Source organism: Halorubrum amylolyticum (genome assembly GCF_004114995.1).
GTDB classification, from domain to species: Archaea; Halobacteriota; Halobacteria; order Halobacteriales; family Haloferacaceae; genus Halorubrum; species Halorubrum amylolyticum.
The window spans coordinates 113,019-124,855 of record NZ_SDJP01000003.1 but is presented as its reverse complement, the minus strand read 5'-3'; the positions used below and the strand labels follow the sequence as shown (position 1 = coordinate 124,855).

The 11,837-nt window shown below is 71.0% G+C and carries 15 protein-coding genes; 6 read left to right on the top strand and 9 right to left on the bottom strand.

Features of this window, described 5'->3' with window-relative positions:
* Nucleotides 1-85: 85 nt before the first annotated feature.
* The gene (locus tag ESO89_RS18420) at nt 86-250 is read left to right on the top strand and encodes a DUF7838 family putative zinc beta-ribbon protein (RefSeq protein ID WP_164471129.1); all 165 of its coding nucleotides are present in this window, start codon (nt 86-88) and stop codon (nt 248-250) included.
* An 85-nt stretch (nt 251-335) separates the two neighbouring features.
* On the opposite strand, the gene ESO89_RS04550 is transcribed toward ESO89_RS18420, so the two are convergent.
* The gene (locus ESO89_RS04550) at nt 336-1,259 is read right to left on the bottom strand and encodes an AEC family transporter (protein WP_128904493.1); all 924 of its coding nucleotides are present in this window, start codon (nt 1,257-1,259) and stop codon (nt 336-338) included.
* Nucleotides 1,260-1,669: 410 nt separating this feature from the next.
* On the opposite strand from ESO89_RS04550, the gene ESO89_RS04545 reads away from it, so the two are divergent.
* Complete coding sequence (locus tag ESO89_RS04545; RefSeq protein ID WP_128904492.1) at nt 1,670-2,908, top strand: CaiB/BaiF CoA transferase family protein; 1,239 nt, start codon at nt 1,670-1,672, stop codon at nt 2,906-2,908.
* A 92-nt stretch (nt 2,909-3,000) separates the two neighbouring features.
* Here the strand turns inward: ESO89_RS04545 and ESO89_RS04540 are convergent, their stop codons facing one another.
* The 4 genes from ESO89_RS04540 to ESO89_RS04530 are packed head-to-tail and all read right to left on the bottom strand — an operon-like array spanning nt 3,001 to nt 5,493.
* A complete protein-coding gene (locus ESO89_RS04540; RefSeq protein WP_128904491.1) occupies nt 3,001-3,921 on the bottom strand; it encodes an HpcH/HpaI aldolase/citrate lyase family protein in 921 nt (306 codons plus the stop codon).
* Nucleotides 3,921-4,961 carry an isocitrate lyase gene (gene aceA / locus ESO89_RS04535; protein ID WP_128904490.1) on the bottom strand — a complete coding sequence of 347 codons (1,041 nt, stop codon included), beginning with the start codon at nt 4,959-4,961 and terminating at the stop codon, nt 3,921-3,923. Before aceA ends, ESO89_RS04540 begins: the two co-directional genes overlap by 1 nt.
* A 5-nt stretch (nt 4,962-4,966) precedes the next feature.
* A complete protein-coding gene (locus ESO89_RS19160; protein ID WP_277750253.1) occupies nt 4,967-5,098 on the bottom strand; it encodes a hypothetical protein in 132 nt (43 codons plus the stop codon).
* Nucleotides 5,095-5,493, bottom strand: a complete 399-nt coding sequence (locus tag ESO89_RS04530; protein ID WP_128904489.1) for a hypothetical protein — start codon at nt 5,491-5,493, stop codon at nt 5,095-5,097. The genes ESO89_RS19160 and ESO89_RS04530 overlap by 4 nt, the downstream gene beginning before the upstream one ends.
* Before the next feature lie 274 nt (nt 5,494-5,767).
* Between ESO89_RS04530 and thiL the strand changes: the two genes are divergently transcribed.
* Complete coding sequence (gene thiL / locus ESO89_RS04525; RefSeq protein ID WP_128904488.1) at nt 5,768-6,661, top strand: thiamine-phosphate kinase; 894 nt, start codon at nt 5,768-5,770, stop codon at nt 6,659-6,661.
* A 53-nt stretch (nt 6,662-6,714) separates the two neighbouring features.
* Here thiL and ESO89_RS04520 read toward each other — a convergent pair whose 3' ends face one another.
* The 4 genes from ESO89_RS04520 to deoC all read right to left on the bottom strand — a co-directional run bounded on the left by ESO89_RS04520 (nt 6,715) and on the right by deoC (nt 8,989).
* Nucleotides 6,715-7,626, bottom strand: a complete 912-nt coding sequence (locus ESO89_RS04520) for a 1,4-dihydroxy-2-naphthoyl-CoA synthase (RefSeq protein WP_128904487.1) — start codon at nt 7,624-7,626, stop codon at nt 6,715-6,717.
* A 53-nt stretch (nt 7,627-7,679) separates the two neighbouring features.
* Nucleotides 7,680-7,847 (bottom strand): hypothetical protein, encoded by a 168-nt coding sequence (locus tag ESO89_RS18415; protein WP_164932740.1) that lies wholly within the window; start codon nt 7,845-7,847, stop codon nt 7,680-7,682.
* A gap of 142 nt (nt 7,848-7,989) precedes the next feature.
* On the bottom strand, nt 7,990-8,220 hold the full coding sequence (locus ESO89_RS04515) for a hypothetical protein (RefSeq protein ID WP_128904486.1): 231 nt from the start codon (nt 8,218-8,220) through the stop codon (nt 7,990-7,992).
* Nucleotides 8,221-8,311: 91 nt separating this feature from the next.
* A complete protein-coding gene (gene deoC / locus ESO89_RS04510) occupies nt 8,312-8,989 on the bottom strand; it encodes a deoxyribose-phosphate aldolase (RefSeq protein ID WP_128904485.1) in 678 nt (225 codons plus the stop codon).
* A gap of 113 nt (nt 8,990-9,102) precedes the next feature.
* On the opposite strand from deoC, the gene gatD reads away from it, so the two are divergent.
* From gatD to ESO89_RS04495, 3 genes are read left to right on the top strand one after another with little or no spacing between them, the layout of a single operon-like run.
* Nucleotides 9,103-10,437 carry a Glu-tRNA(Gln) amidotransferase subunit GatD gene (gene gatD / locus ESO89_RS04505; protein ID WP_128904484.1) on the top strand — a complete coding sequence of 445 codons (1,335 nt, stop codon included), beginning with the start codon at nt 9,103-9,105 and terminating at the stop codon, nt 10,435-10,437.
* On the top strand, nt 10,434-11,513 hold the full coding sequence (locus ESO89_RS04500) for a GNAT family N-acetyltransferase (RefSeq protein ID WP_128904483.1): 1,080 nt from the start codon (nt 10,434-10,436) through the stop codon (nt 11,511-11,513). The genes gatD and ESO89_RS04500 overlap by 4 nt, the downstream gene beginning before the upstream one ends.
* Entirely contained in the window at nt 11,510-11,722 is a 213-nt protein-coding gene (locus ESO89_RS04495; RefSeq protein WP_128904482.1) for a hypothetical protein, read from the top strand. Before ESO89_RS04500 ends, ESO89_RS04495 begins: the two co-directional genes overlap by 4 nt.
* Nucleotides 11,723-11,837 lie beyond the last annotated feature (115 nt).

The following is an 11,837-nucleotide window of genomic DNA, read 5'->3' as shown; positions in this document are numbered from 1 at the left end:
ATCAGCAACGCCGTATAAACGATCTCCAACCGAGTACAACCGCCGAATCAGTAGCTTCAAAACCGCGCCGGACCGATCCGCGCACATGGCGCTCGAAAAGGACGTGGACTGTCCCTCGTGCGGAGAGGCCCAGTCGTTCTACCGGACCGCGGCGATGACCCTCCACCTCGGCGAGAAGACGAAGTGGCGCTGCCCCGAGTGCGGGTTCGGCTACGTCGAGATCAACGGGATCGACACGCTGCCGGCCTGATTCGCGTCCGGCCGGCATCGCACCGCCGGACCGCTGGACCGCTGGACCGCCGGACCGCTGTTCTCTCCGTTCCGTCGAGGCACCCTCACACGACGGCGCCGACCAACTCGATCAGCAGGGTCAGCGACGCGACCGACGCGACCGTCGTGACGAACACGTTCAGCGAGGCGAACCCGGCGTCGCCGCCGAGCTCGGTCGCGAACACGTACGTCGACACCGCGGTCGGCGTCCCGAGCATGACGACCCCGGCGGTGAACGTCGCGGCGTCGACGCCGAGCAGCGCGAGGACGCCCCACGCGATGGCGGGCATACACGCCACCTTGAGCGCGACCACCGAGGCGGTCGCCCCCCGGTCGATCGTCGAGGAGTCAACCTGTAGCGTGGCGCCGACGCAGAGCAGCGCGAGCGGGAGCGCCAGCGACCCGACCCAATCGAAGGCGGTCGCGGCCGCGGTCGGCACGCCGACCTGGAACCCGCCGATCGCCATGCCGACGACGAGCGCGACGAGGACGGGGTTACCCGCGAGCGACCGGAGGTGTCGCCCCAACGCGCCCTCGGCGTTCGTTCCGTTCATCGACACCAACAGGATCACCGTCAGCGGCACCTGCACCAGCGCGCCGATGCCGAGGATGACGCTCGCGATCGCGGTCACCTCGGCGTCGAACGTCGCCGCGACGAGCGGGACGCCGAGGTAGCCCAGATTCGAGTGGTACGACTGAACGACTGCGACGCTGCGGCGCGCGGTCGGCGACCGGTTCCGGTGGACGATCGACGCGACGAGCGCCGTCCCGAGCAGTGCGGCGACGACGGCGACGAACAGCTCCCACGAGACGACCTCGCCGATCGCCTGATCGTAGGTCGCGACGAACACGAGCGCCGGGAGCGCGACGTAGTACGCGGTCTGGTTGAGCAGCTCCGTGCGGTCCGCGTCGAGGACGCCGACGCGCCGGAGCCCCGTCCCCGCGAGCAGCAGCGCGAGCAGCCCCGAGAGCCGGACGAGGACCTCCATCTACGCGGACCGAGGCGATCCCGCCGGTTGACGGTTGCGGTAGCGGGCGATCGGGGCGACCCGACGGCGGGTTCGTGCTGCCGGCGTCGATGACGATCGACCGTTCCGTTGGCCTCCCCGAACCACGGGGAGGAGCGGAACGCGCCCGCGGTAGTCCTTCACCGGACGTGACGAGGCGGTCGCTCCGACCGACCGGAAACGCCCGGGACGCGCCGGGAAGCTCATTACGCGTCCGCCCGAGTCGGGGGACATGGACGAGACACGGCGACCGGCCACGAGAACGATCCGCCGGTCGGTCACGAGAACGATCCGCCGGTCGGTCACGAGAACGATCCGCCGGTCGGTCACGAGAACGATCCGCCGGTCGGTCACGAGAACGATCCGAGGGCCGAGCACGGAGGTGATCCGGCGTGGTTGGTGAGGCGCGCGACCCCGAGGGCGACACGGGACCGCTCGACGGGCTCACGGTGATCGACGCCTCGCGGGTGCTGGTGGGGCCGTTCTGCACCATGCAGCTCGGCGACCTCGGCGCCGAGGTGATAAAGATCGAGCGCCCGAACGAGGGCGATCAGACCCGGACGTGGCGCCCGCCCGCGTTCGGCGAGGGCGAGGGCGCGCAGAGCGCCTACTACGCCAGCGTCAACCGCAACAAGCGCTCCGTCGAGCTGAACCTCGCGAGCGAGGCCGGACAGGCGGTGTTCCGCGACCTCGCCGGGGAGGCCGACGTGCTCGTCGAGAACTTCCGGGTCGGCAAGATGGCCGAGTGGGACCTCGACTACCCCGATCTCGTCGAGGAGAACCCCGGGCTGATCTACTGCGGGATCTCCGGGTACGGCGAGTGGGGGCCGGACCGCGACGAGCCCGCGTACGACATCGTGATGCAGGCCCGCGGCGGCTTCATGTCGTTCACCGGGGTCGAGGGCGGCCCGCCGGTGCGGATCGGCGTCGCGCTCGCCGACATCGGCGCCGGGATGTACGCGACGCAGGCGATCCTCGCGGCCCTCTTAGAGCGCGAACTCGGCGACGGGACGGGCCAAAAGATCGACGTGAGCCTGCTCGACGGGCAGGCCGCGTGGACCAGCTACATGGCGGCGAACTACTTCGCGAGCGGCGAGCCGCCGGGGCGGATGGGGAGCAAGCACCCGAACATCGCCCCGTACCAGGCGTTCGAGACGCGGGACGGGGACATCGTGGTCGGGTGCTCGTCGGACCGGTTCTGGCCGCCGCTCTGCGAGGCGCTCGACCGGCCCGACCTGCTGGCCGACGAGCGGTTCGAGACCAACGAGGGGCGGGTGCGCAACCGAGACGCGCTCGACGACGCGCTCGCGGCCGAGTTCGCCGAGCGGCCGACCGACGAGTCCCTCGCGGCGCTCGGCGAGCACGGCGTCCCGGCGAGCCCGGTCCGCGACGTGGCCGAGGTGTTCGACGACCCGCAGCTGGCCGCGCGGGACATGGTCGCCGAGTTCGACCACCCGACCGCCGGGCAGATGCGGGTGCCCGGCTCGCCGATGCACTTCTCGCGGACGCCGACGACGGTCCGCCAGCACCCGCCGTCGCTCGGCGAGCACACGGAGGCGGTGCTCAGGGAATACGGGTACGGCGACGGCGACCTCGACGAGCTGAGAAGCAGGGGAGCGATCCCCGAGTAGCGCTCGGGACGGCTCCGAAACGGTTCGGAGTCCCGTGATGCCCACCGGGACCCGAAGGGCGACTCTCGGACGCTAAACGCGCGGACAGACCGCTACAGAATCCCCGCCCGCTCCGCGCGGGCGACGATGCCGCGGGCCATCTTGTCGGTCGCCTCGTCGACCATCTCGCCGTCGACCGAAACGGCGCCTTTGCCCTGTTCCTTCGCCTCGGCGTAGGCGTCGACGATCCGGCGGGCCTTCTCCGCCTCCTCGGGCGAGGGCGCGAACGTCTCGTTCGCGGGCTGGATCTGGCTCGGGTGGATCGCCCACTTCCCGTCGCAGCCGAGCTGGCTCGCCCAGCGGCAGGAGTCGCGGAACCCCTCGGCGTCCTCGATCTCGGCGTAGGGGCCGTCGATCACCTGCAGGTCCTGCGCCTTCGCCGCGTGGGCGATCCGCGCGAGCTGGTAGTGCCAGTAGTGCCCCGGGTAGTCGTCGCCGGAGCCGATCGTGAGCCCGGCGGCGCCGACGTTGGCGGTGTAGTCCCCGGGGCCGAACACCAGCGACTCCAGCCGGTCAGACGCGCGGGCGATGTCGGCGACTTTCGTCATCGCTTCCGGCGACTCGATCTGCGCCTGCAGACCGATGTCGCCGACCGGCAGGCCGTTGTTCGCCTCGACCTGCGTCAGCAGGTTGTCGACGGTGGCGACCGTCTCCGGGTTGTTCGCCATCGGCACCATGATCGTGTCGAGGTACTCGCCCGCCCGCCCGACGACCTCGATCACGTCGTCGTAGAACCACTCGGTGTCGACGCCGTTCATCCGGTAACACGGCCGGGTGTCTGACCAGTCGTACTCGATCAGCCCCTCGATGACGTTCTCGCGGGCGTCGATCTTCTCCGAGGGCGCGACGGAGTCCTCCAAGTCGAGGAACGCCTCGTCGGCGCCCGAGTCGGGGGCGCGTTCGATCATCTTCGGGTCCGAGCCCGGCGTCGCGAGCTGGCTCCGCCGGAGCGTGACGTCTTCCGGCCCACCCATCAGTCGTCACCTTCCGAGGCCGTGATCGGGTCGTTCTCGTCTTCGGTGAAGCCCGCCGACTCCTCCTGCCGCTCGCGCGCCTCGGGGTCGAACTCGGCCTCGATGTCCTGGTACCGCGGGACGAAGGAGAGCTCGTGGTGGCTCTCGGTCTCGTGACCGATGTACCGCTCTTCGAGGTCGAACTGCGCCGCCTCGTCGTTCTGCGCGATGTTCTCGAAGTCCTCGTAGGCGGCGTGTGCGCCCGAGTGAAGCCCGTACAGCGTGATGAAGATGTACTGGTAGCCCAGATCGCCGAGCTCTTCGAACGTGAGCGGGTCCTCCTCGGCGCCCCACTCGAACGAGGACGAGTAGTTGAAGGCCAGATCCAGATCGGGGTGTGTCTCGTGGATCGTCTCGGCGTACTCGACCGCGTCCTCGCGCGACGGGTCGGGCATCTCCGGCCAGACGAGGTCGACGCCGGCGTCGGCGTAGATCCGGCCGCGTTCGAGGTGCTCCTCCCAGTCACCGTTGGCGGAGCCGTACGCGTCGGTGCGGGCGATGATGACGGTGTCCTCGCTCTGCTTGGCGTCGACCGCGGCCTCGAACCGCGACCGCGCCTCCTCGCGGGAGACGATCTGCTTGCCCGCGATGTGGCCGCAGCGCTTCGGCGAGGTCTGGTCCTCGATGTGGATCGCGGCGACACCGGCCTTCTCGTACTCGCGGACCGCGCGCCGGACGTTGTGGACCCCGCCGTAGCCGGTGTCGCAGTCGGCGATGACCGGAAGGTTCGTCGCCTCGACCATGCGCTTGGCGTTCTCGACCATCTCGCTCATGGTGACCATCTCCAGGTCGGGAAAACCGAACTGGCCGAGAACGGTCGAGTAGCCGCTCATGTAGGCGGCGTCGAGCCCGGCCATCTCCGCGAGGCGGGCGTCGAGCGCGTGGTAGATCCCGGGCGCGAACGTGTAGTCCTGCTCCTCGAACAGTTCGCGGAGCCGGCGGCCGGCCGGGTTGTCGATGTCTCTCGTGAAGACGTCGTCGTCGAGTTCGTTGGGATGCATTGATGTCACTCCGTGGTCGCGTCGTCGGTGAACCGATCGGTCGTCTCGCTGTCTAACTGGTCGATCGCGCGCCGTGCGAACGTCGTCGGGTCCGGTCGCGGTCCGCGTCCGGTCCCGGCCATCGGGACGGCGCTCATCGCGACCCCCCGTCGGTCCGCGGGCGACGCGTCGGTCGCAGGTCGGGGACCAGCGGGGCGTTCCGCTCGCCGTCTGTCGGCGGCGGGCTCGGGCGCCGAGGGGTGTCGGTCGCTGTCGACCCCTCGGTCGTCGGACGTGTCGTCGGGACGATGGGGGCGCCCGCCTCTTCGGTGATCGGCGTGCGCCCGGGGATCGTCCGGGGAGAAGTGTCCGCGCTGCCTCGATCGGTCGTCGTTCTCTCGGTCGGCGTTCGATCGGTCGTCGTTCTCTCGGTCGGCGTTCGATCGCTCGGCGTTCGATCAGCCGAGGATCGCTCGTTCGGCGTTCGGTCGGTCGTTCGGGTCGTCCGGTTCGTCGGGTCGTCGGTGGGTGTGGTGTCGTCAGGTGTCGTCATCGGGTCGTGTGGGCGGTTGCGGCGGTCGTCTGGTGATCGTGCTATCGGCGGGTCGGGCTGCTGCGTGTCCGCGTACGGATACTGTCATTGCACTCGGTACGTCTGGAGGGTGAGTAATAAACATAATGATTGGTAATGATAATATTCGTTAATGTGTATTATCGGTTTAATTGGTTCTTGGTAACTCTCCACAGTTTGTAGGGGAGATCCGGGCGGGAACCGCGCCCGCGGGATCGATCGCTTATAACCCGTGCGGACACGACTGACCGGTATCGTGAACGAGCGAGACGCGCTCCGGGCGCTCGCGGCCGACCTCCCGCACGCGGGCGACGACGCCGCCGTCGTGGGCGACACCGTGATCACGACCGACATGCTCCACGAGCGGACCGACTTCCCGCCCGGGACGACGCGGTACACCGCCGGCTGGCGCGCGGTCGGCGCGTCGCTCTCGGACGTGGCGGCGATGGGGGCGACGGCGACCGCGGCGGTCGCGGTCTACGCCGACGCGACCTTCGAGGAGGAGGAGCTCGACCGCTTCGTCGCCGGCGCGGTCGACGTCTGCGAGGCGGTCGACGCCGAGTACGTCGGCGGCGACCTCGACACCCACGACGAGTTCACCACGGCCTCGACCGCGGTCGGCGACGCGACGGACGCGGGCGCCGTCACGCGGTCGGGCGCGCGCCCCGGCGACGCGCTCTGCGTCACCGGCGAGTGGGGTCGGTCCGCGGCCGCGCTCCGGCTCTTCGAGCGAGGCGACGACGAGGCGGTCGAGCGCGCCAACGACCTGTTCCGGTTCACGCCCCGCGTCGCCGACGGGTTGGCGCTCGCGGACTCCGCGACCGCGATGATGGACTCCTCGGACGGGCTCGCGCGCTCGCTCCACCAGCTCGCCGAGGCGAGCGAGGTCGGGTTCGAGCTCGACCGCGATCGGCTCCCGGTTCACCCCGCCGTCGACGAGGTCGCCGACGATCCGGCCGAGCGCTTCGAGCTGGCCGCGCACTTCGGCGAGGACTTCGAGCTCGTCTGCGCCGTCCCCGAGGAGGCGGTCGAGCCCGTCAGCGAGGCGTGTCCGGGCGGACTGACCCGCGTGGGGCGAGTCGTCGACGCCGCGGACGGGGTGACCGCCGACGGCGACCCGCTTCCCGACCGCGGGTACACGCACGGGTAGGAGGCGACCGTCGGAACCCCGCCCTCAGCGGTTCGGCCGTCGAAACGCCGCCCTCAGTAGTGCCAGGGGTAGTCTCGAAATTCGGGCTCCCGCTTCTCCAAGAACGCGTCACGACCCTCCTGCGCCTCGTCGGTCATGTACGCGAGGCGGGTCGCCTCGCCCGCGAACACCTGCTGGCCGACCATCCCGTCGTCGGTCATGTTGAACGCGTACTTCAGCATGCGCATCGCGGTCGGCGACTTCTTCGTCATCTCGTCGGCCCACTCCAGCGCGACTTCTTCCAGCTCTTCGTGGGAAATCGCCTCGTTGACCATCCCCATGTCGGCGGCCTCCTCGGCGGAGTAGGTCTTCCCGCGGAAGAACACCTCACGGGCCTTCTTCTGCCCGATCTGCTTCGCGAGGTACGCGGAGCCGAACCCGCCGTCGAAGGAGGCCACGTCGGGGTCGGTCTGGAGGAACTTCCCGTGCTCCTCGCTGGCGAGCGTGAGGTCACAGACCACGTGCAGCGAGTGGCCGCCGCCGACCGCCCAGCCCGGGACGACCGCGACGACCGGCTTGGGCATGAACCGGATCAGCCGCTGGACTTCGAGGACGTGGAGCCGGCCGGCGCGCGCCTCGCGGACCAGCTCGTCCTCGTCGTCGCCGGCCTCATCGTCGTCGCGGTACTCGTAGCCGGAGCCGCCCCGAACCGACTGGTCGCCGCCCGAGCAGAACGCCCAGCCCCCGTCCTTCTCCGACGGGCCGTTGCCCGTGAGGAGCACGCAGCCCACGTCCGCCTGCTTGCGCGCGTGATCGAGCGCGGCGTACAGTTCGTCGACGGTGCCCGGCCGGAACGCGTTCCGGACCTCCGGGCGGTCGAACGCGATCCGGACGGCCGGCACGTCGACGCCGCGGTGGTAGGTGATGTCGTCGAACTCGTCCGTGACCGGTTCCCACGCGTCGGGGTCGAAGATCTCCGAGACCATACGCGCGTGTTAGCGGGCGGCCTCATAAACGACGGCGGGTCGGCGGCGGTCGCCTACTCCGGCCCTTCGTCGTCGACGGCGGCGGCCAGTTCGTCGATGTGCGTCCGGATCACCGAGAGCGTCGCGTCGGCGTCCGCATACCCCTCGTCGTAGCTGTCCAGCGTGGACTCGGTCTCCTCGAGAAAGCGTTCGACCGCGGCCTCGATCGGCTCGTCGCTCATGGGAACCGCTCCGAGCGCCGCCGGGTTATATCTCTCGGGCTCGACGGTCGGGGCGGTCCCCGTCGCGGTGCTTCGCGTCGGACCTCGTCCCGATCGGTCCCGCGGGAACGGCAGCATTCGGATCGCCCGTCGAGCGACCCCGTCAGCGACGCCGCAGCGCGTACGTCGCGTAGCCGACGGCGACGAGCAACCCCGCCGACAGCAGGCTCCCGAGCACCGCCGGCGATGCCCTGACGAACTCGCCGAACGGGTCGGTCAGCGCGAGCACGCCGACGATGAGCGCGACGGAGATGAGGATGCCCACCGCGCCGAACGCCTTGAACGCCGCGTCGAGGTCCAGTCCGCGCGATCCGGGTCCGGTCGAATGGCTCATACACCGCCGTAGGGGTTCGAAACATAAATGCGTGAGACGGCGTTCCCACGGCGAGAGAACATGACTGGCAGGGCCTGCCGGCGGCCCGGCGTCAGTCTCCGTCTCCGTCCTCGCTCCCGGGGTGGCCCTCGGCGATGGCGACGCCGGAGGAGGCGCCGATCCGCACCGCACCGGCGTCGAGCATCTCCATCGCCTCCTCGTAGGAGCCGACGCCGCCGGAGGCCTTCACCGGGAGGTACTCGCTCATCAGCTCCACGTCGGGGACGGTGGCGCCGCCGTCGGCGAACCCCGTGGAGGTCTTCACCATGTCGGCGTCGGCGTCGACGGCGGCCGCGCAGGCGCGGCGCTTCTCGGAGTCGGTCAGGACGGCGGTCTCGATGATCACCTTCACCGGGACCGGCACCGCGGCGACAACGTCCGAGATCTCGGCGGCGACGGCGTCGTCCTCGCCCGCCTTCAGCCGGCCGACGTTGATCACGAGGTCGATCTCGTCGGCGCCGGCGTCCCACGCGGCGACCGCCTCGTCGCGTTTCGTCCCGGGCGCGTGCTGGCCGTGCGGGAACCCGACCACGGTCGCGATCGTCTCAACGGTCGCGATCGTCTCCGGCGCGTCCCCGTGGTCGGCCGCCTCGGGGAGGTAACAGGGCGGGATACAGGCGTTCATCCCGTGGTGGGCGGCCTCGTCGAGGACGGTCTCGACGTCGCCCCACGTCGTCTCCGGGCCGAGCACGGTGTGGTCGATGCTGGCGGCGAACTCGTCGCGGTTCATGCGCTCAAGGTCGGGGGCGCAGGTAAAAGACGTACTGGGTGCCGTTCGGGACTGGGTTCGCTCCGGACCGCCGAACGGTTGGATTCAAGTCCGCCGGAGGGGAACCCGGTGGTATGCAACCGGGAGATCGCGTCCGCGTCGACCGCGGGGACGTCACGAATGAGGGCGTACTGCTCCCCTCGACGACTCGCGACCACCTCGTCGTCAAGCTCGACGGAGGGTACAACGTCGGCATCGACCGCGCCGCCGCCGACGTGGAACTGCTCGAATCCGGCGCCCGCGACATCGACGAGGGCGCGGACGCCGGCGGCGACGAGGCCTCCGAGATCACCTTCGACGGGGACCTCCCGACGATCTCGCTCATCTCCACCGGTGGGACCATCGCCTCCACCGTCGACTACCGGACCGGCGCGGTCACCGCCCAGTTCGACGCCGAGGACGTGCTCCGGGCGGTCCCCGACCTCGCGGGGCGGGCGAATTACCGCGGGCGCGTCGTCGCCAACATCCTCTCGGAGAACATGGAGCCGCCGATCTGGCGGGAGCTCGCCGAGGCCGTCCGCGAGGAGATCGACGCGGGCGCCGACGGCGTCGTCGTGATGCACGGCACCGACACGATGCAGTACTCCGCCTCCGCGCTCTCCTTCATGCTCGACTCGCCGGTCCCGATCGTGTTCACCGGAAGCCAGCGCTCGGCGGATCGGCCCTCCTCCGACAACGTGATGAACGCGGTGTGCGCGGTCGAGGCCGCGAAGGCCGACCACGCCGAGACGCTCGTCTGCATGCACGCGAGCCCCTCCGACGACGCCTGCGCGCTCCACCGCGGCACCCGCGTCCGGAAGAACCACACCTCCCGCCGCGACGCCTTCGAGACGGTCGGCGCCGAACCGCTCGGTCGCATCGACTACGAGATCGCGGCCGAGGCGGGCGCCGACGGCGACGCCGCGGACGCAGCCATCGAATGGGCCCGCGATCCGCTCCCGCGGGGGGACGACGCGGGCGAGGGCGGCGCGGGCGAGGGCGGCGCGGGCGAGGACGGCGCCGACATCGCGACCGCAACCGATCTCGACGGCGACGTGGAGCTGGTGAAGTTCACGCCCGGCATGGACCCGGCCGCGTGGGACTACCTCGACGACAAGGACGGCGTCGTGATCGAGGGGACCGGGCTCGGCCACGTCCACACCGACCTCATCCCGCGGATCGAGGAGCTGGTCGAGAGCGGGACCGTCGTCGCGATGACGAGCCAGTGTCTCGCGGGCCGCGTCTGCGACCGCGTGTACGACACCGGCCGCGACCTGCTCAACGCCGGCGTCGTCGAGGCGGGCGACACCCTCCCCGGCACCGCGAAGGTGAAGCTGATGTGGGCGCTCGCGAACCGCTCCGACCCCGCCGAGGCGATGGGCCGCGACCTCGCCGGCGAGCTGACCGAGGAGTCCCGACCCTGGCGATGACGGGCTCGGAGGAGGAGTCGGTGCCGGCCTCCGGCTCGGTTCCGACCCCCGTCGTCCGCGAGGCCCGCCCCGCCGACGCCGACGCGGTCGCCGCGTTCGCGTGGGACACGTGGGGCGAGCGCCACGAGGACTACATCCCGCGCGTCTTCCCCGAGTGGGCCGCGTCCGACGACCCCGACAGCGGCACCTTCGTCGCGACGCTGCCGCCGGACGCGGTCGCCGAGCGCGACGCGATCGGGGAGGACGACGACCGCGATCCGGGCGACACCCTCGTCGAGGGGGACGGCGCGGGCGCGGTCGCAGCGGGCGACCGAGAAGCGGTCGTCGGCTGCATCCAAGGCGTTCTGCTCTCCGAGTGGGAGGCGTGGGGGCAGGGGATCCGCGTCGACCCCGCGGCCCGCGGGCTCGGCGTCGGGACCGCCCTCTCGGAGGCCGCGCTCGGCTGGGCCCGCGACCGCGGCGCGCGGGTGTGCCGCAACATGGTGTTCTCGTGGAACATCATGGGGCTCGGGCAGTCGCGGGCGGTCGGTTTCGAGCCCGCGATGGAGTTCCGGTTCGCGGAGCCGGCGCCCAACCCGGACGCGTCCGGGTCGGAGGCGACCGACTTCGACGCGCTCGACGGCCCCGACCCGAACGCCGCGTGGGCGTTCTGGATTGACAGCGACGCCCGCGACCACCTCCGCGGGCTCGCGCTCGACCCCGCCGAGTCGTGGGCGTGCTCGGCGCTCACGCGCGATCGACTCCGAAACGCCGCCGACGAGAACCGACTGCTCGCGGTCGCCGGCGCGGACGCGCTCGCCGGGTTCGCGGTCCGGACCCGCGTGACGGAGCGCGAGGAAGCCGGAGAAACGACCCGGACCGCGATCTACGGCGTCGCTGCGTGGCGCGACGTCGACGCGGCCGGTGCGCTGTACGAGGCGATCGCTGTCGACGCCGCCGCGGTCGACGCCGACGCCGCCCGCGTGCTGATCCCCGAGACGGTCGGCCATGTGAGCGACACGGGCGCGAACCGCGTCCCGGTCGCCGCCGAGCCCGACTTCGTGATGGCCGCCGACCTCACCGGCGGGGAGCCATGAGCCTCTTCGGCGTCGCACTCCCGTGGTCGCTCCCGCTCACGCTCGTGATCTACGGCGTCGTCGTCGCCGCCGCGGTGTGGATCTACCGCGACGCGAAGGCACGCGGAAGCCGCTACGCGGTCGTCTGGGGGCTCTCGACGCTCGTGTTCACGATCGTTCCGGTGCTCGCGTACCTGTACCTCCACCGCGACGCCGGGCCGGCGAGCTGAGTCGGTCGGCCCCCGGACCGGCGGCGGGGGCGGTCGCACCCCCCGCGCCGAGCGCTCCTGACCCCCGCGCCGAGCGCTCCCGACTCCTTATGTGCGGGGACGCGGAACGACCGAC

What these genes read in the sequence shown, in the direction of transcription:
- aceA (WP_128904490.1), bottom strand. Translation starts at nt 4,961, where the DNA reads ATGCATCCCAACGAACTCGACGACGACGTCTTCACGAGAGACATCGAC.
- ESO89_RS18415 (WP_164932740.1), bottom strand. Translation starts at nt 7,847, where the DNA reads ATGAGCGACGAGCCGATCGAGGCCGCGGTCGAACGCTTTCTCGAGGAG.
- ESO89_RS04500 (WP_128904483.1), top strand. Translation starts at nt 10,434, where the DNA reads ATGACGGGCTCGGAGGAGGAGTCGGTGCCGGCCTCCGGCTCGGTTCCG.
- ESO89_RS19160 (WP_277750253.1), bottom strand. Translation starts at nt 5,098, where the DNA reads ATGAGCGCCGTCCCGATGGCCGGGACCGGACGCGGACCGCGACCGGAC.
- gatD (WP_128904484.1), top strand. Translation starts at nt 9,103, where the DNA reads ATGCAACCGGGAGATCGCGTCCGCGTCGACCGCGGGGACGTCACGAAT.
- ESO89_RS04530 (WP_128904489.1), bottom strand. Translation starts at nt 5,493, where the DNA reads ATGACGACACCTGACGACACCACACCCACCGACGACCCGACGAACCGG.
- ESO89_RS18420 (WP_164471129.1), top strand. Translation starts at nt 86, where the DNA reads ATGGCGCTCGAAAAGGACGTGGACTGTCCCTCGTGCGGAGAGGCCCAG.
- ESO89_RS04540 (WP_128904491.1), bottom strand. Translation starts at nt 3,921, where the DNA reads ATGGGTGGGCCGGAAGACGTCACGCTCCGGCGGAGCCAGCTCGCGACG.
- ESO89_RS04515 (WP_128904486.1), bottom strand. Translation starts at nt 8,220, where the DNA reads ATGAGCCATTCGACCGGACCCGGATCGCGCGGACTGGACCTCGACGCG.
- ESO89_RS04520 (WP_128904487.1), bottom strand. Translation starts at nt 7,626, where the DNA reads ATGGTCTCGGAGATCTTCGACCCCGACGCGTGGGAACCGGTCACGGAC.
- ESO89_RS04495 (WP_128904482.1), top strand. Translation starts at nt 11,510, where the DNA reads ATGAGCCTCTTCGGCGTCGCACTCCCGTGGTCGCTCCCGCTCACGCTC.
- ESO89_RS04550 (WP_128904493.1), bottom strand. Translation starts at nt 1,259, where the DNA reads ATGGAGGTCCTCGTCCGGCTCTCGGGGCTGCTCGCGCTGCTGCTCGCG.
- deoC (WP_128904485.1), bottom strand. Translation starts at nt 8,989, where the DNA reads ATGAACCGCGACGAGTTCGCCGCCAGCATCGACCACACCGTGCTCGGC.